This is a genomic window from Nocardia sp. NPDC004711, from assembly GCF_053601595.1.
In genome coordinates this window covers 205,414-224,613 of record NZ_JBSGCB010000001.1, presented here as the reverse complement: position 1 = coordinate 224,613, position 19,200 = coordinate 205,414, and the positions used below count along the sequence as shown (strand labels likewise).

Annotated in this window: 17 protein-coding genes; 11 read left to right on the top strand and 6 right to left on the bottom strand. The window is 68.3% G+C overall.

Annotation, left to right across the window (positions count from 1 at the left end):
• Nucleotides 1–262: 262 nt before the first annotated feature.
• A complete protein-coding gene (locus tag ACWEKS_RS01040; RefSeq protein ID WP_452338223.1) occupies nucleotides 263–2,419 on the top strand; it encodes a S9 family peptidase in 2,157 nt (718 codons plus the stop codon).
• Between the two features lie 104 nt (nucleotides 2,420–2,523).
• Here the strand turns inward: ACWEKS_RS01040 and ACWEKS_RS01035 are convergent, their stop codons facing one another.
• On the bottom strand, nucleotides 2,524–4,014 hold the full coding sequence (locus ACWEKS_RS01035; RefSeq protein WP_452338222.1) for a glutamate decarboxylase: 1,491 nt from the start codon (nucleotides 4,012–4,014) through the stop codon (nucleotides 2,524–2,526).
• Between the two features lie 131 nt (nucleotides 4,015–4,145).
• Here ACWEKS_RS01035 and ACWEKS_RS01030 point away from each other — a divergent pair, with 131 nt between their 5' ends.
• Together ACWEKS_RS01030 and ACWEKS_RS01025 are read left to right on the top strand one after the other, a co-directional pair.
• A complete protein-coding gene (locus ACWEKS_RS01030) occupies nucleotides 4,146–4,355 on the top strand; it encodes a hypothetical protein (RefSeq protein WP_452338221.1) in 210 nt (69 codons plus the stop codon).
• 13 nt (nucleotides 4,356–4,368) lie between these two features.
• Nucleotides 4,369–5,751 carry a M20/M25/M40 family metallo-hydrolase gene (locus ACWEKS_RS01025; RefSeq protein WP_452338220.1) on the top strand — a complete coding sequence of 461 codons (1,383 nt, stop codon included), beginning with the start codon at nucleotides 4,369–4,371 and terminating at the stop codon, nucleotides 5,749–5,751.
• Nucleotides 5,752–5,850: 99 nt separating this feature from the next.
• On the opposite strand, the gene ACWEKS_RS01020 is transcribed toward ACWEKS_RS01025, so the two are convergent.
• A complete protein-coding gene (locus tag ACWEKS_RS01020; RefSeq protein WP_452338219.1) occupies nucleotides 5,851–6,495 on the bottom strand; it encodes an MBL fold metallo-hydrolase in 645 nt (214 codons plus the stop codon).
• Nucleotides 6,496–6,648: 153 nt separating this feature from the next.
• Here ACWEKS_RS01020 and purS point away from each other — a divergent pair, with 153 nt between their 5' ends.
• Complete coding sequence (gene purS / locus ACWEKS_RS01015) at nucleotides 6,649–6,882, top strand: phosphoribosylformylglycinamidine synthase subunit PurS (RefSeq protein WP_040803258.1); 234 nt, start codon at nucleotides 6,649–6,651, stop codon at nucleotides 6,880–6,882.
• Entirely contained in the window at nucleotides 6,879–7,556 is a 678-nt protein-coding gene (purQ, locus tag ACWEKS_RS01010) for a phosphoribosylformylglycinamidine synthase subunit PurQ (RefSeq protein ID WP_452338218.1), read from the top strand. Before purS ends, purQ begins: the two co-directional genes overlap by 4 nt.
• Nucleotides 7,557–7,573: 17 nt before the next feature.
• Here the strand turns inward: purQ and ACWEKS_RS01005 are convergent, their stop codons facing one another.
• Nucleotides 7,574–8,641, bottom strand: a complete 1,068-nt coding sequence (locus tag ACWEKS_RS01005) for a substrate-binding domain-containing protein (protein WP_452338217.1) — start codon at nucleotides 8,639–8,641, stop codon at nucleotides 7,574–7,576.
• A 47-nt stretch (nucleotides 8,642–8,688) separates the two neighbouring features.
• On the opposite strand from ACWEKS_RS01005, the gene ACWEKS_RS01000 reads away from it, so the two are divergent.
• Nucleotides 8,689–9,126 carry a MarR family winged helix-turn-helix transcriptional regulator gene (locus ACWEKS_RS01000; RefSeq protein ID WP_354831037.1) on the top strand — a complete coding sequence of 146 codons (438 nt, stop codon included), beginning with the start codon at nucleotides 8,689–8,691 and terminating at the stop codon, nucleotides 9,124–9,126.
• 162 nt (nucleotides 9,127–9,288) lie between these two features.
• Nucleotides 9,289–10,596 (top strand): M18 family aminopeptidase, encoded by a 1,308-nt coding sequence (locus ACWEKS_RS00995; RefSeq protein WP_452338216.1) that lies wholly within the window; start codon nucleotides 9,289–9,291, stop codon nucleotides 10,594–10,596.
• Here the strand turns inward: ACWEKS_RS00995 and ACWEKS_RS00990 are convergent.
• A complete protein-coding gene (locus ACWEKS_RS00990; RefSeq protein WP_452338215.1) occupies nucleotides 10,586–11,842 on the bottom strand; it encodes a glycosyltransferase 87 family protein in 1,257 nt (418 codons plus the stop codon). The two genes, ACWEKS_RS00995 and ACWEKS_RS00990, sit on opposite strands and share 11 nt — an antisense overlap.
• Before the next feature lie 317 nt (nucleotides 11,843–12,159).
• Between ACWEKS_RS00990 and purL the strand changes: the two genes are divergently transcribed.
• On the top strand, nucleotides 12,160–14,454 hold the full coding sequence (gene purL, locus ACWEKS_RS00985; protein WP_452338214.1) for a phosphoribosylformylglycinamidine synthase subunit PurL: 2,295 nt from the start codon (nucleotides 12,160–12,162) through the stop codon (nucleotides 14,452–14,454).
• Between the two features lie 93 nt (nucleotides 14,455–14,547).
• On the opposite strand, the gene ACWEKS_RS00980 is transcribed toward purL, so the two are convergent.
• Complete coding sequence (locus ACWEKS_RS00980; RefSeq protein ID WP_452338213.1) at nucleotides 14,548–14,835, bottom strand: YiaA/YiaB family inner membrane protein; 288 nt, start codon at nucleotides 14,833–14,835, stop codon at nucleotides 14,548–14,550.
• 151 nt (nucleotides 14,836–14,986) lie between these two features.
• On the opposite strand from ACWEKS_RS00980, the gene ACWEKS_RS00975 reads away from it, so the two are divergent.
• From ACWEKS_RS00975 to ACWEKS_RS00965, 3 genes are read left to right on the top strand one after another with little or no spacing between them, the layout of a single operon-like run.
• A complete protein-coding gene (locus tag ACWEKS_RS00975) occupies nucleotides 14,987–16,741 on the top strand; it encodes an alpha/beta hydrolase (protein ID WP_452338212.1) in 1,755 nt (584 codons plus the stop codon).
• A gap of 2 nt (nucleotides 16,742–16,743) precedes the next feature.
• Nucleotides 16,744–17,394, top strand: a complete 651-nt coding sequence (locus tag ACWEKS_RS00970) for a CPBP family glutamic-type intramembrane protease (RefSeq protein WP_452338211.1) — start codon at nucleotides 16,744–16,746, stop codon at nucleotides 17,392–17,394.
• Between the two features lie 44 nt (nucleotides 17,395–17,438).
• Nucleotides 17,439–17,825 carry a sterol carrier family protein gene (locus ACWEKS_RS00965; protein WP_364606083.1) on the top strand — a complete coding sequence of 129 codons (387 nt, stop codon included), beginning with the start codon at nucleotides 17,439–17,441 and terminating at the stop codon, nucleotides 17,823–17,825.
• A 10-nt stretch (nucleotides 17,826–17,835) separates the two neighbouring features.
• On the opposite strand, the gene ACWEKS_RS00960 is transcribed toward ACWEKS_RS00965, so the two are convergent.
• Nucleotides 17,836–19,194 carry a YhgE/Pip domain-containing protein gene (locus ACWEKS_RS00960; RefSeq protein WP_452338210.1) on the bottom strand — a complete coding sequence of 453 codons (1,359 nt, stop codon included), beginning with the start codon at nucleotides 19,192–19,194 and terminating at the stop codon, nucleotides 17,836–17,838.
• Between the last annotated feature and the right edge of the window lie 6 nt (nucleotides 19,195–19,200).

Sequence of the window (19,200 nt, the reverse complement as noted above, 5' to 3'; positions counted from 1 at the left end):
GGTTCCCGAGCGTTTCACAGCGGAATTGGCCCACAGCATTCTTCGGATCCACCGAAGTTGCCCAACCGACCAATGTGCTCGTCGCAAGGCCGCCGTCTTCTACCTCTACGAGCAGCATCAGCACGCCAACGGGACGCGGCAGCGACGGATACGGTGACGGCTACCGGGCGGATCCCGCGCTCGACCGGCGCGGGAGCCGCACCACGCCCGGTATTGCCGGGTCGGGGGCCCGCGGTGGGGGATCGCTACTAACGTGGTGCCCATGGCTTTGGACAGTGGTAGCGCGATCTCAGTAGACGACGCGGTGGTGGCGCCGATCGCCAAGCGGGCTCCGATGGAGCGCGTGCACCACGGGGATGTCTTCATCGACGAGTACGAGTGGCTGCGGGAGAAGACGGATCCCGAGGTCATCGCGTATCTGGAGGCGGAGAACGCCTATACCGACGCGCAGACCGCGAAGCTGGGCCCGCTGCGGGAAAAGATCTTCGAGGAGATCAAGTCGCGGATCCAGGAGACCGATCTGTCGCTCCCGACCCGGATGGGCGAGTTCTGGTACTACTCGCGCACCTTCGAGGGCAAACAGCACGGCGTGCACTGCCGTTGCCCGATCGCCGGTCCGGACGACTGGACCCCGCCCAAGCTGGAGGCGTCGGCCACCATGCCCGGCGAGGTGGTCCTGCTGGACTCCAATGAGCTGGCCGAGGGCCACGACTACTTCGCGCTCGGCGCGTTCTCCATCAGCCACGCCGGTGACATGCTGGCCTACTCGGAGGACACCTCCGGTGACGAGCGCTATGTCCTGCGCTTCAAGAACCTGACCACCGGTGAGCTGCTGTCCGACGAGATCACCGGCGTCACCCAGGGCGCGACCTGGTCGCTCGACGGCGCGTACGTCTTCTACTCGACCTACGACGACGCGTGGCGGTCCGACACCGTCTGGCGGCACAAGCTGGGCACGCCGATGTCGGCCGATGTCCAGGTTCTCCATGAGCCGGATGCCCACTACTCGGTGGGCGTGACGGCGACCAATTCGGAGAAGTACCTGCTGCTCTACGTCGAATCCAAGATCACCACCGAGAACTGGATCCTGGAGGCCGACAATCCCGAGGGCGAATTCCGGCTCATCATGCCCCGGCGCGAGGGCGTCGAGTACTCGGTCGATCATGCGGTGGTGGGCGGCGAGGACAAACTGCTCATCCTGCACAACGACGTGGTCGACGGGGTCAAGGCCGAGAACTTCGTGCTCGCCGAGGCGCCGCTGCACGATCCGACCAACCAGACCATCCTGATTCCGCACCGCGACGATGTCCGCCTCAACGGCCTGGAGTCCTTCTCCGACAAGCTGGCGGTCAGCTATCGGCGCGACGCGATGCAGCGGGCCGCGGTCTGGCCGCTGACCGACACCGGGTACGGCGAACTGCACGAGATCGATTTCGGTCTCGAGCTGTTCGACTCCGGGTTCGGCGCCAACCCGGAGTGGGAGCAGCCGATGCTGCGGGTCGGGGTCACCTCCTACATCACCCCGATGAAGATCTTCGACTACGTGCCCGACACCGACGAGCTGCTGCTGCGCAAGGAGCAGGTGGTGCTCGGCGACTACAACCCCGACGACTATGTGCAGCACCGGGATTGGGCGGTGGCCGCGGACGGCACCCGGGTGCCGATCTCGGTGGTCATGCGCAAGGATGCCCCGGCCGGTCCGAAACCGTTGCTGCTCTACGGCTATGGCTCCTACGAGGCGCCGATGGATCCGTACTTCTCGGTGGGACGGTTGTCGCTGCTGGATCGCGGCATGGTCTACGCGGTCGCGCATGTCCGCGGTGGCGGCGAGATGGGCCGGCGCTGGTACGAGGAGGGCAAGAAGCTCGAGAAGAAGAACACCTTCACCGACTTCGTCGCCTGCGCACGGCATCTGGTGGATTCCGGTGTCACCGCGCCGGACCGCATGCTCGCCGAGGGCGGCAGCGCGGGCGGGCTGCTGATGGGCGCGGTGGCGAACCTCGCGCCCGAGCTGTTCGCGGGCATCCTGACCAATGTGCCCTTCGTGGACCCGCTGACGTCCATCCTGGACGAGTCGCTGCCGCTGACCGTCACCGAGTGGGACGAGTGGGGTAATCCCCTGGCGGACAAGGAAGTCTACCAGTACATGAAGTCCTACGCGCCCTACGAGAACGTCGAGGCGAAGGACTATCCGGCGATCCTGGCCATCACCGGGCTCAACGACACCCGCGTGCTGTACGTGGAGCCGGCCAAGTGGGTGGCCAAACTCCGCGCCACCAAGACCGGCGATGCGCAGCTGCTGCTCAAGACGGAGATGAGCGCGGGCCACGGCGGGGTGAGCGGCCGCTACGAGAAGTGGAAGGAGGCGGCCTTCGAGCTCGCCTGGCTCCTCGACACCGTGGGCCTGGCCGACGCCTAGGCTCCGAGTCCGGAACATGAAGCGGCGGCGGGATTCCCGCCGCCGCTTCGCGGTATTCGGTTGCCGCCGTGGTTATCCGGTGACGGCCGAACTCCCGGCCGCGCTCACTTCTTGCCGGCCTTGGATTTGGCGTGCTTGGTCTTGGCGTGCTCGGCGGCCTTCTTGCCGTTGATCGTGGCCTTGCCACCGGCCTTGGACCGCACCGGTTTCGCCTTGGGGGTGGGGACGACCGCGCGTGCGTTGTGCGGGAAGCCGCCCGCCTCCTCGCGGGTGAGCGAGGTCGTCATCGGGTGCTTGCCGAGCACCTGCAGGCTGCGGTGCAGGTCGGCGAGCAGCAGGTCGGCCATGTCGATGGTGAAGCCGTGGCGCAGCACCGCGCGCATGATGATCTCGTCCTCGCGGTCGGCGGGCAGCGGGTAGGCGGCGATGAGCCAGCCGCGGGTGCGCAGCCGATCGGACAGGTCGTAGAGGTTGTAGTCGGCGCCGTCGGCCAGTTTCCACGAGACGGCGGTGATGCCGCGGCGCGGATCGGCATCGTGGATGAGCTCGAACGGCCCGGCCTCGGCAATGCCCTTGGCCAGGTGCTGGCTTGCGGTGTAGATGGCGGTCTGCACATTGCGGTAGCCGGTGCGGCCCAGCCGGATGAACTCGTAGTACTGGGTGACGGCCTGCCCGCCGGGCCGGGAGAAGTTCAGGTTGAAGGTGGGCATATTGCCGCCCAGGTAGTCGACATCGAAGATGAGCTCTTCGGGCAGATCCTCCTTGGTCCGCCAGATGGCCCAGCCCGCGCCCAGCGGTGCGAGACCGGTCTTGTGGCCGGAGGCGTTGATGGACTTGACCCGCGGAAGCCGGAAATCCCAACAGATTTCGGGTGCGCAGAACGGGGCGAGGAAGCCGCCGCTGGCCGCGTCGACGTGGATGGGGATGTCGAGTCCGGTCGCGGCCTGCAGCGCGTCGAGCGCCTTGCTGATGCCCTCGACGTCCTCGAAGAGGCCGGTGAAGGTCTGGCCGAAGGTGGGCACCACCATGATGGTGTTCTCGTCGCAGTAGGCGTCGATTTCATCCGGGTCAATGGTGTAGCGCTCGCCGCGCAGCGGAATCTGGCGGATCTCCACGTCGAAGTAGCGCGCGAACTTCTCCCAGCACACCTGGACCGGGCCGCACACGAAGTTGGGGGTGCCGGTGCCGCCGCGCTTGCGCCAGCGGAATTTGGCGGCCAGGCCGCCCAGCATGGCGGCCTCGCTGGACCCGGTGGTGGAGGTGCCCAGCGTGCCCCGCGGATCGGGGGAGTTCCACAGGTCGGCGAGCATGTGCACGCCGCGCTGCTCGAGTTCGGCGGTCTGCGGGTACTCGTCCTTGTCGACGATGTTCTTGTCGAGGCATTCGTTCATCAGCCGCCGGGCCTGGTCGTCGACCCAGGTGGTGCAGAAGGTGGCCAGGTTCATCCGGGAGACGCCGTCGAGCATCAGTTCGTCGTGGACGATCTGGTAGGCGACCTGCGGGAAGATCTCGTGCTCCGGGAAGCCACGGTGCGGAGCGGCGCGTCTGATGCCGGGCATCGCGTAGACGTCGTCGGGTTCCGTGGTGCCGGTCATATGGCCTCCGATCGAGATTCGGCATGGGTTTGCCGAGGTGATGGTAGCCAGCCGGCCATGATCGAAACTGGTTCGGCCAGCTACCGTTTCGTAATCAAGAGAAAGTTGCTGAACGGTTACTATTCAGCACTATGGACTATCAGCATGTCATAGCGCAGGCGATGTCCGCCACGCAGCCGCACCTCGGGGCGGGTGCGGTAGCCGATCAGCTGCTGACCGACACCGTCGACCGCGATCGCGCCATCTCCTATCCGACGTCGAGCTTCGGAAACCTGCGCACCCTGGAAACAATCGGTCACCTGAAGAAGGGTGAGACCGTGAAACCCGATACCGCCAAGTGATCAGGAGGATGTCATGACCACGACCGCAGGGGTGCAGGAGGATTCGAAGGTGGCCGCGCTGCGCGCGGCCGTCAGGGAACTCATGCCGCGTGCGAAAAGCGATCTCGCGCAGCTCGTCTCGTTCAAATCGGTGTACGACGCCCGGCAGTTCCCGATCGAGGAGTGCGAGAAGGCCGCGCAGTGGGTGGCCGATGCGTTCGAGGCGGAGGGATTGACCGAGGTGGGGCTGCACGAGACCCCGGACGGCAGCAATGCCGTCGTGGCCCGCAGCCGGGGGCCGCAGGGCGCGCCGACCGTCATGCTCTACTGCCACTACGACGTGCAGCCGCCGCTCGACGACGCCGCGTGGCAGACGCCGGTCTGGCAGCTCACCGAAAAGGATGGCCGCTGGTACGGGCGCGGCGCGGCCGACTGCAAGGGCAATATCGTCATGCATCTGACCGCGCTGCGGGCGCTGCGCAAGGTGTACGGCGACGAGTACCCGGTCGGGCTGGTGCTGGTCTCGGAGGGCTCCGAGGAGCAGGGCACCGGCGGCCTGGAGGAGTTCGTGCCCGGCAATGCCGACCTGCTGCGCGCCGACACCCTGCTCATCGGCGACTGCGGCAACTTCGCGGTCGGCGTGCCCACCTTCACTCAGACCCTGCGCGGCACTGTGAATGTGGTCGTCACCGTCGAAACCCTCTCCGGCCCCTTGCATTCCGGCATGTTCGGCGGTCCCGCGCCCGACGCGCTGGCCGCCATGATCCACCTGCTCGGCACCCTGCGCGACGTCGACGGCAACACCACCATCGACGGGCTGCGCAATGACCAGGTCTGGCAGGGTCATGAGTACCCGGTGGGCCGATTCCGTTCCGACGCGGGCGTTCTCGACGGCGTCCATCTGCTGGGCAATGGCGGGGTCGCCGACATGCTCTGGGTCCGTCCGGCGCTCACGGTGCTCGGTATGGACGTCCCGCCCGTGGTCGGCTCCTCGGCGGCCATCCAGCCCCGGACCCGGGCCCGCCTCAACCTGCGCATTCCGCCGGGCATCAATCCGGAGGACGCGCTGAAAGCCCTGACCGCGCACCTGAAGTCGCACGCGCCGTGGCACGCGAGGGTGACGGTCGAGACCGAGGCCACCGGCTCGCCGTTCGTCGGCAGCACGGACGGCCCGGCGCGGCGGGCGATGTCCGCGGCCATGGAGGCGGCCTACGGGCGTCCCGCCACCACCGAGGGGCAGGGCGGGTCGATCCCGCTGTGCAATGTCTTCGCCGACACCTATCCGCAGGCGGAGATCATGCTCATGGGCGTGGAGGAACCGAAGTGCCTGATCCACGCGCCCAATGAGAGCGTCGATCCGACGGAGATCGAGCACATGGCCCTGGCCGAGGCGCTGTTCCTGGCCTCCTACCGCTGACCCGGGGCGAGGCGGATTCGCCACGAATCCGCCTCGGCCGCAGTGGGTTACACAGCTCGCGCCGCCGGGCGGTGGCCGCTCCCGCCCGGCGGTGCGACATCAGAATTCGGCGTGATCCTCGGGTTCGATGATCTTGAATTCGGTATTGGCCGGACTCATTTCATTCAGCCGACCGAAATAGATGCCCTGTGCTTCGGGGGCGATGATGCCGTAGTGGATGGGGAATGCGACCCGCGGATTTACCGCACGCAGGTAATCCACGGCCTCGCTGATGCGCATCCACGGGGCGACCGCGGGAATGGCGAGAACACCGACCGGAGTCGGCGGAACCCAGAGTGAATCACCGGGATGCACGAGTTGTGCGGGGTCCTCCGGAGTGCCGAGTTGGAAGACGGTGTTGTCGATAACGGGGATCTCCGGATGGATGACCGCGTGCCGGCCACCACCGCCGGTAATTTGGACATCACCGACTTCGAGAATATTTCCGGCGTGCACCGGCTCCCACGGCTCGCCCCGCAGCAGCGCGGTCTGCGGATCGGACAGTAGCCTGGCCTGTGGATTCGCCTCGATCAGCGCCTCGATCCGGTGCGGGCAGATGTGATCGGGATGCTGATGCGTCACCGCAATGGCATCCAATCCGGTGAGGCCTTCGAATCCGTGCGAGAAATTGCCCGGATCGAACAGGATCTTGCTGCCGTTGAGCTCCACGAGAATGCAGGAATGTCCGAAATGGGCTATGTGCATGATTCAACGGTAGCCCGCGGGGCTGTGGTGTAGGCCACGGACGGCACGACCCGGCGGTATGTCCGCCGCCCCCGCCAACTACGCTGATCAGCGATACCCCCCGCCCGGCAGGCATGCATGCCGGGCACCGCCCCACCAGCTGAGGAGCAACGCGTGGCACGTGTCGTGGTCGAGGTGATGCCGAAGGCCGAGATCCTGGATCCGCAGGGACAAGCCATTGTCGGCGCGCTGGGGCGTCTCGGGCACCCCGGCATCTCGGATGTGCGGCAGGGCAAGCGATTCGAACTCGATGTCGATGACAATGTCACCGACGCCGACCTGGAGCAGATCGCCGAATCGCTGCTGGCCAATGTCGTGATCGAGGACTGGAAGGTCGTCCGGCTGTGAGCGCCCGCATCGGTGTCATCACCTTCCCGGGCACGCTCGACGACGTCGACGCCGCCCGGGCGGTGAAACTGGCCGGTTCCGAGCCTGTTTCGCTGTGGCACGCCGATGCCGACCTCAAGCAGGTCGACGCGGTCGTCGTCCCCGGCGGCTTCTCCTACGGCGACTACCTGCGCGCCGGTGCCATCGCCTCCATGGCCCCTGTCATGGGCGAGGTCATCAAGGCCGCCGAGCAGGGCATGCCGATCCTGGGCATCTGCAACGGCTTCCAGATCCTCTGCGAGGCGGGCCTGCTGCCGGGTGCGCTGACCCGCAACGAGGGCCTGCACTTCGTCTGCCGCGACCAGTGGCTGACCGTCGAGCAGACCGACACCGCCTGGACCACCCGCTACGAGCCGGGCGCCCAGATCCTCATCCCGGTCAAGAACGCCGAGGGCCGCTACCAGGCGTCCACCGCCGTGCTCGACCAGCTGGAGGGCGAGGGCCGCGTGGTGTTCCGCTACGCGGGCGGCAACCCCAACGGCTCGCAGCGCGACATCGCCGGCATCACCTCGGCCAATCGCCGGGTGGTCGGCCTGATGCCGCACCCCGAGCACGCCACCGAGCCGCTCACCGGCCCCAGCGACGACGGCCTGGGCCTGTTCCTCTCGGTGCTGGACAGCCTCGTCGAGGCGTAGTCCCACGCGCGGCGGAACTAGATTCCGTCCAGAATCTCGAAGTCGACTCCGCCCGCCCTGGCCAGCCAGGTCGGGCGGACTGCTTGCACCCCGTCGAAACCGACCTCGCCCCACGGGGTTTCGACGACCCGCCGGTCCGCCACCGCGGCCTGGATGCACCGCACCTCGAGCGATCCGGCCAGCTCGGCCATGCCGTGCAGGGTGTGGATGGCCTCGTAGCTGGTATTGCTGAAATTGGTGAGCGTGGGCGCGAACCAGCCGTGCAGCCGGTGATAGCGGTCCAGCCGCTCCCGATCGTGCGGTCCGTTCACGAAGAAGCCCGACGGCACGAACAGATTGTGGTTCGCGCCGCCGCCCGCGGCCAGCAGCACGTTCTCGTCCACGGCCGGGCTCACCCGCACCTGCTGATCGGACCGCCCCGTCCGGGAGAACTGCAGGTTGAAGCGGGCGACATCGGCGCCCACCAGCAGCACGATGATCCCGTCGGCCAGGTCGAGCCGGGGATCGTCGAGGAACCGGCCGAAATCCCGGGTGCGCATGGGCACGAACAGCTCCAGCGGAATCAGCTCCGGATCCTGCAGCGCCGCGCGCACGGCCTGCGCGGTGCGCCGCGGCCACACGTAGTCGTTGCCGATGATCGCCCAGCGCCGGGCCTCGAAGGAGCGCCGCAGCCAGTCCAGCGCGGGCACGATCTGGTGTTCGGGATCCGCCCCGATCATGAACAGCCCGTCCGGGACCGACTCCACACCCTCGTGGTCGGTGGCGAACAGATACGGCACCCGTCCGGCCGTCACCCGCTCCACCGCGCGGCGCACCGCCGAGGTGTGCCAGCCGGTGACCGCGTGCACCATGCCGGTGGCCAGCAGTGCCGCCACCTCTCCGGCCACCAGGTGGGGTTCGCGCCCGCCGTCAATGTGGGTGACGCGCAATTCTCGTCCCAGAATTCCGGAACCGGAGTTGATTTCTTCCAACGCGAGAGAAATAGCCGCCTCACAGGATGGCGCGAAGATACCGCCGGGACCCTGCTGCGGAACTATGTTGATGATCTCGATGACGTTCTCGGGATTCCCGCCGAACGGGGACATGGGCTACCCTTCCCCTCGTTCAAGCGGTTTTCTGACGGGCGGGAAATATGGCGACAATTCTAGGTGGATTTTCCACCTTGCATGGAGCCCTCCGAGCGGCCGAGCGGAGTTGGCTTCGTCACCTGGACGCCGCACTGTGTGCCAGGCGGCTCACCGCCGACCAGTGGTGCATGCTCACCAATCTGTCCGCTGACATCGGCATCACCATGAGTGAGCTGGCATCGCGGGCGCAGCTACCCCCGTCCTCGGCCACCCGGCACGCCGACCAGCTCGCCGAGCGCGGGCTCATCTTCCGGGTCGCGGCGGCCGACGACCGCCGGCGCATTCTGATCGGACTGAGCCGCCGCGGTGAGGAATTGGTCGAGGAGGTGCGCGCCGAGGAGGCGCGCGCCGAGGCCGAAATGCGCCGCAGTCTCGGAAGTGACGACTATCTGGAGCTGGTGCGGTTGCTGGGCCGCGTCGCCGAAGCCCCGCTGCCCGGGTAGCCTGGCACAGTCCGAACGGGACAACTGATCTCGCAAGGATCGGGGTAACTCCCCGGGTACCCCCAAGATCGGTTCGGCACTCAACGCAGGCACGGAATGCCATCCCGTCAACGGCTCTCAGCTGCCCGCTGAAGTCTCGGAGAGGCGGATAAGCTCGAGCCCATGCCCGTTGCCGAGACCACCGCGACCGCCGCAGGCCTGTGCGCATTCATCGATGCCTCCCCGTCGCCGTTCCACGTCTGCCGAACTGTCGCAGCCGAACTCGACGAGCACGGCTTCACCCGGCTGTCCGAATCGGCGCCCTGGCCCGCGGGTGGCGCGGGCCGCTATTACGTGGTGCGCGCCGGTTCCCTGGTGGCCTGGGCCGCCGGCGGCCCGGACGCGGCCGCCGGCTCCGGGCAGGCCGGCCCGTTCCGGGTGGTCGGCGCCCACACCGACAGCCCCAATCTGCGGGTCAAACAGCATCCGGACACCGCGGTGGCGGGCTGGCAGATGGTCGGGTTGGAGCCCTATGGCGGCGCCTGGCTGAACTCGTGGCTGGACCGCGATCTCGGCATCTCCGGGCGACTGTCGGTGCGCGACGGAAATACGGTGCGGGAGCAGCTGATTCGCATCGACGAACCGATTCTGCGGGTGCCGCAGCTGGCCATCCACCTCTCCGACGACCGGCGCGGCGTGCAGCTCGATCCGCAACGGCACGTGAACGCGGTGTGGGGGATCGGCGGCGAGCCGCGCTCGTTCCTGGCGTTCGTCGCCGAACGCTCCGGCATCGACCCGGGCGCGGTGCTGGGCTGGGAGCTGATGACCCATGATCTGGTGCCCTCCAGCCTGATCGGGCGCGACCTGGATCTGATCAGCGCGCCCCGGCTGGACAATCAGGGCACCTGCTACGCCGGGTTGCGGGCCTTCCTGGCCGCCATCGCCGAACCCGGTGCGGCGACACCGGTGCTGGCCATGTTCGACCACGAGGAGGTCGGCAGCCAGTCCGACCGCGGCGCCCAATCCGGTCTGCTGCCCACGGTGCTGGAGCGCATCGTGCTCGCCCGCGGCGGCGGACGCGCGGAATACCTGGCGGCCCTGGCCGATTCGGTGTGCGCCTCCGGCGACATGGCGCACGCGACACACCCCAACTATCCGGACCGGCACGAGCCTTCGCACCGCATCGAGGTGAACGGCGGGCCGGTGCTCAAGGTCAATCAGAACCTGCGCTACGCCACCGACGCCACCGGCGCGGGCGCCTTCGCCCTGGCCTGCGCGCAGGCGAACGTCCCGTTGCAGCGCTACGTGCACCGGGCGGATCTGCCCTGCGGCTCCACCATCGGGCCGATGACCGCGGCCCGCACCGGCATGTCCACCGTGGATGTCGGTGCGGCCCAGCTGGCCATGCACTCGGCGCGCGAAATGATGGGCGTCGCAGACGTTCCCGCCTACGCGGCGGCCCTCGCGGCCTTCTTGACCCCTACGCCGTGAGCAGCGCGGCCCTTTCCGGGTCCGGGTTCGGGCGATAGCTCAGGGCCGCCACGACGAAGACGGCGAAGGTGAAGATGACGTAGCTGTTGCCGATGATCTGCTGCCACCAGTTCCAGGTGAGTTCGCGGTCGTGGTTGTGGGGGAGCAGCCACATCGGCCCGATGGCGAACATGACCACCGCCAGGCCGGCCGCGCCGAGGAACCACGGGTTGCGGCGGCCGCGGGCGACGGCATCGGCGGCCACGATCAGCGCGGGCGCGATCCACACCCAGTGGTGCGACCAGGAGACCGGGGAAACCAGCAGCACCGCAGCGGCATTCACCATCAGGGCCGCGACCGTCGCGCCGGCGTCGAGCAGGCGCTTCATCCACAGCGCGGCCAGCGCCACCGCGGCCACCGACAGCACCAGCCAGATCAGCGTCGAGATCGAGGTCGAGTAGCCGAGCCGGAACACGAAGCCCTTGATCGACTGGTTGCCCGCGTACCAGGGCGGGCCGATGCGGCCGGTGTCGGACAGGGTGTGGAACCAGTACTGCGGTGAATCCTTCGGGAACAGCACGAATCCCACCGCAATCGCGCCGATGGCGGACAGCACCAGGGTGATCGCGCCCTTCCAGTCCTTGCGCAGCAGGAAGTAGAGGAGATAGCCGCCCGGGGTCAGCTTCACCGACACCGCGATGCCGATCAGCATGCCGCGCGGCCAGAAAGGCTTGCGCACCAGGCAATCCAGCGTCACCGCGGCCATCAGCACCAGGTTGATCTGACCGAATCCGTAGGTCTCGCGGATCGGCTCCAGCAGCTGCAGCAACCCGACCGCGCCGATGACGACGGCCAGCCGGGTCCGCCACGCCAGGCTCGGCCGGATCCGGTCCAGCACCACCCACAGCGTCACACCCAGCGAGGCGATGGAGACCGCGAGCACCGCCGCCTCCGCGACGCCCAGCGGCATGATGGCCAGCGGCGCGAAGAACAGCGCGGCCAGCGGGGGATACGTGAACGGCAACCCGATCCCGTACACCGCCGGCATCGGCCCGTAGAGATCCTTGCCGTCGAGCCAGGCCCGCGCGCCGTTCCGATACACCTGCAGGTCGATGAACCCGTGCCAGAGGGTCTCGAAACTGATCAGCGCGGATATCGCGAAGAGCGCGATCGCGATCGCGAGCAGTTGCCCCTGCCGCCGTGTCAGCCCTCCAGGCGTGGTCACGGGTTTCTCGGTCGGATCCGCGACCCCGGATCGATCGTTCACCCGGACAGAGTAGCGGGCACCGCCCACTCCCCCGCCTCCCCGGGCCTTCGGCGCCCGGCTCGCGTGCCGCTCCCTGACCTGCATGCGTGCCGGCGGTTGGGAGCCGAAACCATTGTGGGCGTACCCGGGGAGTTACCCCGGTCGGCGACAAATCAGTTGTCGCGTCGGCATTACGAAGACAGTGGCCGCTGCCACACTGGCGGGCGGGGTAAAGGGCTGGAATGCAGGCAATTAGACTCGCGATCGTATCTCGCCGACATCCAGCAACGCCGGCTTTCGCTTCCGACCTGCCCGGCCGAAAGGACTCTGGTATTCCCGTGACCAGCCACGTCGATACCGTCAGCAACGCCGCGGCCACCTCGGACCACCCGCAGCCCTACAAGGAACTCGGCCTCAAGGACGACGAGTATGCCCGGATCAAGGAGATCCTGGGCCGGCGTCCCACCGACGCCGAGCTCGCCATGTACTCGGTGATGTGGTCGGAGCACTGCTCCTACAAGTCTTCCAAGGTGCATCTGCGCTACTTCGGTGAAACCACCACCGAGGAGATGAAGAAGTCGATGCTCGCGGGCATCGGCGAGAACGCGGGTGTGGTGGACATCGGCGGCGGCTGGGCGGTGACCTTCAAGGTCGAGTCGCACAACCACCCCTCGTATGTCGAGCCCTACCAGGGCGCGGCCACCGGCGTCGGCGGCATCGTGCGCGACATCATGGCCATGGGCGCCCGCCCGATCGCGGTGATGGACCAGCTGCGCTTCGGTGCGGCCGATCACCCGGACACCCGGCGCGTGGTGGACGGCGTGGTGCGCGGCGTCGGCGGCTACGGCAACTCGCTGGGCCTGCCGAATGTGGGCGGCGAGACCGTGTTCGACTCGTCCTACCAGGGCAATCCGCTGGTGAACGCGCTGTGCGCGGGCGTCATGCGGGTCGAGGACCTGCACCTGGCCTTCGCCTCCGGCCAGGGCAACAAGATCATCCTGTTCGGCGCGCGGACCGGTCTGGACGGTATCGGCGGCGTGTCCGTGCTGGCCTCGGACACCTTCTCCGGCGACGAATCCGGTTCCGGCCGTAAGAAGCTCCCGAGCGTCCAGGTCGGCGACCCGTTCGCCGAGAAGGTCCTCATCGAGTGCTGTCTCGAGCTGTACCACGCCGGACTGGTGGTCGGCATCCAGGACCTCGGCGGCGCCGGACTGTCCTGTGCCACCTCGGAACTCGCGGCGGCCGGCGACGGCGGCATGCACATCGAACTGGACCAGGTGCCGCTGCGCGCCGCCAATATGACTCCCGCCGAGATCCTTTCGAGCGAGTCGCAGGAGCGCATGTGCGCGGTCGTCACCCCCGAGAACGTGGACGCCTTCATGGCCGTCTGCAAGAAGTGGGACGTCACCGCCACCGTCATCGGTGAGGTCACCGACGGCGAGCGCCTGATCATCACCTGGCACGGCGAGACCGTGGTGGACGTGCCGCCGCGCACCGTCGCCCACCAGGGCCCGGTCTACGAGCGCCCGGTCGAGCGTCCCGCGGATCAGGATGCGCTGAACGCGGATTCGGCCGCGCGCCTGAACCGGCCCAAGACCGGTGACGAGCTGCGCGACACCCTGCTGAAGATGCTGGCCAGTCCGCAGCTGTGCTCGCGCAAGTGGATCACCGAGCAGTACGACCGCTACGTGCGCGGCAACACCGTGCTCGCCGAGCACGCCGACGCCGGTGTCATCCGCATCGACGAGGAGACCGGCCGCGGCATCGCGCTGGCCACCGACGCCTCGGGCCGCTACACCAAGCTGGACCCGTACACCGGCGCGCAGCTGGCGCTGGCCGAGGCCTTCCGCAATGTCGCCGTCACCGGCGCCACCCCGAAGGCCGTCACCAACTGCCTCAACTTCGGCTCCCCGGAGGACCCGGGTGTCATGTGGCAGTTCCAGCAGGCCGTCCGCGGTCTCGCGGACGGCTGTGCGGCCCTGGGCATTCCGGTCACCGGCGGCAATGTGTCCTTCTACAACCAGACCGGCCAGACCGCCATCCTGCCGACCCCGGTGGTGGGCGTGCTCGGCGTCATCGACGACGTGCACCGCCGCATCCCGACCGGCCTGGGCACCGAGCCGGGCGAGACCCTCATCCTGCTCGGCGAGACCCGCGACGAGCTGGACGGCTCCATCTGGGCGCAGGTCGAGCACGACCACCTCGGCGGTCTGCCGCCCCAGGTCGACCTGGCCCGCGAGCAGTTGATCTCCGAGATCCTGGTCTCGGGCTCCCGCGACGGCATGGTCTCCGCCGCCCACGATGTCTCCGAGGGCGGCCTGATCCAGACCGTGGTGGAGGCCGCGCTGGCAGGCGAAACCGCCTGCCGCATCATCATTCCCGAGGGCGCCGACCCGTTCGTCACCCTCTTCTCCGAGTCCGCGGGCCGCGTCCTGGTGGCCGTGCCGCGCTCGGAGGAGACCCGCTTCACCAAGATGTGCGACGCCCGCGGCCTGCCGTGGGCCCGCATCGGCGTGGTCGACGACGGCGCGGACTCGGTGGAGGTCCAGGGCCAGTTCAGTGTGAAGCTCGACGATCTGCGCGCCGCCCACGAGGGCACCCTCCCCGCGCTGTTCGGTACCTCCGCCCACTGAACCGACCCGGCCCGAGGGCCGTGGATATTCCGAGAGCCCGCCGGTTCTCCCTCGATCCGGCGGGCTCTCGCCATTCCCGCGGTGCGGGACAGCTCAATTGATCTTGAACGGGTCGTGCTCGGCCATCAGCTTCTCCATCCGGGCCTCGTCGATGCGGTGATGCACCTTCGAGGATTCGTGTTGATCGCGAATCACTTTCGCGAGGGTGAAACTGCTGCTCACCAGGAACAGCATTGCCATCAGCAGGAATCCGCGCTGCCAGATGTCCAGCGGGAGGTAGACGATGCTGATGATCAAGGCGCAGAAGCTGATTCCGAAGGCGATCGTGGCCTGAGCCAGAAACGCCGTGGTGCTCCTGGTGTGTGCGCTCGGAGTGCTCATGGTTGGTGAGTCTGGCGGCCCCGCCGCCGAATCGACCGAGTACATCTACTCGAGTGCGCCGAGTAGAGGCCGCGGGCGACACGCCGGTGGGATGGTCCCTCTCACCTGCTGCGGTCCACGGATTCCGGCCGGTTGCGTCCATACTTGACGGGTGCTGGACTCCGCCGACGCCCTGACCCGGCTGCGCACACGTGGCGCGATGGTGTACCGGCGTGGCACGGTGGTCGCGCGGAAGGTCGAGGACGTCATCGACCTCAACCACACCGGACTGGTGGTGGCGACCATCTTCTTCGCGTGGTCGGTGACGCCGTCGCTGGTGCCGCGCGACTGGCTGTTCCAGGGTTTGATCTCCGGCCTCAATGCCGCCATCGGTTACGGCGTGGGTTGTGTGCTGCAGTGGTTGTTCCGCATGTGGATTCGGCCGCGGATCAAGATCGCGACTCCGCCCGAGTGGGCGCGCTACGTGATCAAGGTCGCCGTGGTGGTCGTCTGCATTCTGGTGGCGGGCTACATGCTGGTGCTGTCCGCCGACTGGCAGCGCGAGATCACCACCCTCATGGGCATGGAGGGCACCACCCGGGCCGCGTATCTGCGTACGGGCGGGCTGAGTTTCGCGGTCGGCGCGCTGGTGGTGGCGGTCTACCGCACGCTGCGCGAGATCGTGCGGTTCCTGGCGCGGCTGCTCAGCCGCTGGGTGCGGGTGCCGCCCGCGCTCGCGCCCGCCACCGGCGCGCTGCTGCTCACCGTGCTCATCGTGACGCTGTTCAACGGCGTCGCCACCCGCGGTTTCTTCGCGGTCGCCAACTCGGCGTTCAGTGTCCGCAACGACAAGGTGACCGAATACGCGGTGCAGCCGGACAAGCCCGAGCGTTCGGGCAGTCCGGCCTCGCTGGCCAAATGGGAGACGCTGGGGTCGGAGGGCCGCTGGTTCGTCTCGCACGGACCGGACCCCATGCTGATCAGCGCCGTCACGGGAAGGCCCGCGCGCGAACCGATCCGGGTGTACGTCGGGTTGCAGTCGGCGGGCGAGGACACCACCGAGGAGGACCTGGCGGTCGCCGAACTCGAGCGCACGGGGGCCTTCGACCGCAAGGTGCTGGTGCTGGCCACCACCACCGGCACCGGCTGGGTGAACGGGGAGGCCGCGGCCGCCATCGAGTACATGTGGGGCGGCGACACCGCCATCGTGGCCTCGCAGTACTCGTATCTGCCGAGCGTGCTGTCGTTCCTGGCGGACCGGCAGAAGGTCGCGATCAACGGGCGGAAGATGTTCGACGCGGTGTACCAGCGCTGGTCGCAGCGGCCGCCCGAGCATCGGCCCAAGCTGCTGGTGTACGGGGAGAGCCTCGGCTCGCAGGGCTCCGAATCCGCCTTCGACGGCCTGGCCGACCTGCGCTCCAAGGTGGACGGCGCGCTGTGGGTGGGCCCGCCCAACTCGAATCGCCTGTGGCAGCAGTTCGTTCAGCGCCGCGATCCGGGCACCCGCGAGGTGGAACCCATCTACGCCGACGGCCTGGTGGTCCGATTCGCCGCCACCGCAGCCGATCTGGGCAAACCCTCGGCCGACTGGCGCAAGCCGCGCATCGCCTATCTCCAGCACCCCTCCGACCCCATCGTCTGGTGGTCCTCGGATCTCATCTTCTCCCAGCCGGATTGGCTCTCGGAGCCGCGCGGCGCGGATGTCTCGCCCCAGATGCGCTGGTGGCCCCTCGTCACCTTCTGGCAGGTCGTCGCCGACCTCACCAATGCCCAGGGGGTGAGCGACGGTCACGGCCACAACTACGGCTCCCTGGTGCTGGACGGCTGGGCCGCCATCGCCGCCCCACCCGACTGGGACCAGGACCTCGGCGAACGCATCCGCACCCAGATCGAACTCGCGGAGGCGTACGAGCGGGCGGTGAAATAGCCGTGCTCGCCACGGCCCGCGCCCTGCTGCGCCCGAAACCCCTTGCCGCGGCGGTGCTCCCGCTGCTGTGGAGCAACCGGATACTGCCCGCCCTGGACCTGGACGTGCGCGGCCGCACCGCCGTCAGCACCGCCTTCGCCGCCGCGTACACCCTGCTCTTCCGAGGCACCCCGAACTGGTTGTCACCGCATGGGCTGCGCACCGGCGCGGCTGCGGCTGGGATGGTGCTCTCCGGTTACGCTGTCACCCTGGCCTTGCCGCCCACCCGCCGTCACCTCGCCGGACTCGCCGATCGCGGCCCGGGCGTCTCCACCGTCGAATGGACCGCCCTGCACATCCCCGGCGGCACCGTCCTCACCGAAGAGCTCGTCTACCGCTCGACGCTGACGCCCCTGCTGGATCGGGCCGCCGGGCGTCCGGGAAACGCGTTGGGCGCGTTCGTCTTCGGTCTGTCCCACATCCAACCTGCGAGCGCCGCAGCCGATCCGGTCCGCGCAACGGTGGCCCTCACCACCGCCGCGGGTCTGCTCTTCGACGGGTTGCGCCGCCACACCGGCAGCGCCACCGCCCCGGCCCTGCTGCACCTGGCCCTCAATGCCGGCGGAGCCCTGGCCCCACGGGTCGCCCGTCGCCTTGCCCGAGGTGAGCGTTAGCCCGCGAAAGCGGGATGTCGGCGCGCCGCAGTAGCCTCGGCGGCATGGCGCGACGAGGTGCGGTGGATCCGGCGGAGGTGCGGGCGGCGGTAGCGGCGGTGGGGGAGTGGCTGCGCGACGAGACCACGGTGCCGCCTTCGCGCACCGAGCTCGCGGCCGCCGTGCGCGGGACCGCGCGGGCATTGGCGGCGGATGCGCCCGGGCATTCGGTGGAGGTGCGAGTACCGCCGTTCGTGGCGGTGCAGTGCATCGAGGGCCCCAGGCACACCCGGGGGACGCCGCCGAATGTGGTCGAAACCGACCCCCGCACCTGGCTGCTGCTGGCCACCGGGCTGCTCGGCTTCGACGTGGCGCGCGAATCCGGTGCACTGTCCGCCTCCGGCAGCCGGGCGGGCGAGGTCGCGCGGTGGCTGCCGGTGGTGCCGGTCTGACGGTGCGGCGCTAGGCGTCGGCGGGCTTGGTGTGCTTGCCGCCGCCGGTGTCCGGGGTCTCGACGGGCTTGCGCTCCAAGCCCTTCCGGTCGTAGAAGCGGGTGATGAACAGACCGCCGACGACGCCGATGATCAGGCCGAGCACCGCCATCCACACGCCGCGGGTGAGCCCGGCCCGGCCGTTGCCGTAGAAGTACAGGATCGAGCGGGTGCCCAGGAAGACCTGGTGCATGGGCTCGAACTTGGCCAGCCAGCCGAAGTACCTGGGCGTCGCCTCGATCGGAATGGTGCCGCCGGAGGAGGGCAGGCCCAGGATGATGAAGATGATCAGGTTGATGATCAGGCCCGCGGTGCCGACCGCGGCCAGCATCGAGGTGCAGGTGAAGCCGACCGCGACGATCACCAGGGTGCCGTAGATGAACAGCAGCAGCGGTCTGTCGATCGGCATGCCGAGCGCGGCCGCGATGCCCATCAGCGCACCCGAGACCGCCAGCGCCATCACCACCACCGCCGACCATTTGATGAGCAGCGTCTTCACCCGCGAGATCGATGCGCGTGGATAGTGCACGTACCACGGCCCCCACTCGGTCGGCAGGAACCCGAGGGCCGAATCGATGAGCTGATGGATGATCATCGCCCCGACCATGCCGACCAGCAGGAGCAGCAGGCTGTAGAAGAACGCGGTCAGGCCTTCGCCGGAACCGCCGGGCAGCGGCCGGAATTGGTCGACGACGACATTCAGCGGCTGCGCCAGCACCAGCCGGGTGGCCGCGGTGAGTTCCGTCGGGGGTGCGCCCGGAGCCGGCGTCAGCTGCGCCTTCACCTGGTCGGTCAGCTGCTGCCCGACCTGAGCGTTCACCTGGGTGAGAGCTCGCTCACCGAATTTCTGCACCACGGCGGTGGCGAACGCGCCGGCACGCGGATTGGTCTGCAAAGTGATCACCGGCTTGGTGATGTCGCCGGGCACCACGCTGCCGACACCCAGAATGCCGAGCCGCTTGGAGAAGTCGGACGGAATGATGATCGTGCCGTACACCCGAGCGGACTGCATCTGCAGCTGCGCCTCGTTGATGCCGAGCACCCGCAGATCGATCTGGTCCGACGGCACCGCCTGCTGCAAGCCGTCGGAGATCTGATCGCCGAAGTTGACGTGCTTGCCGCCGATATCGTCGCCGACATCCTGATTCACCAGGGCGATCGGAAAGTCGTGCAGATTCTTCTCCGGATCGACCACGTAATCGAGGTACATGACGCCCAGCAGCGCGGCGAGCAGCGTGACCACCACAATGGGAAACGCCCACCTGAACGGGCTCAGATGCTTGGGTCGTGGAGCGGTTTCCGTACTGCCGGTGCTTTCGGTGCTCGCCACGGTCGA

Bases quoted from the DNA above. Each gene is read 5' to 3' on its own strand.
- ACWEKS_RS01040 (WP_452338223.1), top strand. From the start codon at position 263: ATGGCTTTGGACAGTGGTAGCGCGATCTCAGTAGACGACGCGGTGGTG.
- ACWEKS_RS01035 (WP_452338222.1), bottom strand. From the start codon at position 4,014: ATGACCGGCACCACGGAACCCGACGACGTCTACGCGATGCCCGGCATC.
- ACWEKS_RS01030 (WP_452338221.1), top strand. From the start codon at position 4,146: ATGGACTATCAGCATGTCATAGCGCAGGCGATGTCCGCCACGCAGCCG.
- ACWEKS_RS01025 (WP_452338220.1), top strand. From the start codon at position 4,369: ATGACCACGACCGCAGGGGTGCAGGAGGATTCGAAGGTGGCCGCGCTG.
- ACWEKS_RS01020 (WP_452338219.1), bottom strand. From the start codon at position 6,495: ATGCACATAGCCCATTTCGGACATTCCTGCATTCTCGTGGAGCTCAAC.
- ACWEKS_RS01005 (WP_452338217.1), bottom strand. From the start codon at position 8,641: ATGTCCCCGTTCGGCGGGAATCCCGAGAACGTCATCGAGATCATCAAC.
- ACWEKS_RS01000 (WP_354831037.1), top strand. From the start codon at position 8,689: ATGGCGACAATTCTAGGTGGATTTTCCACCTTGCATGGAGCCCTCCGA.
- ACWEKS_RS00995 (WP_452338216.1), top strand. From the start codon at position 9,289: ATGCCCGTTGCCGAGACCACCGCGACCGCCGCAGGCCTGTGCGCATTC.
- ACWEKS_RS00980 (WP_452338213.1), bottom strand. From the start codon at position 14,835: ATGAGCACTCCGAGCGCACACACCAGGAGCACCACGGCGTTTCTGGCT.
- ACWEKS_RS00965 (WP_364606083.1), top strand. From the start codon at position 17,439: ATGGCGCGACGAGGTGCGGTGGATCCGGCGGAGGTGCGGGCGGCGGTA.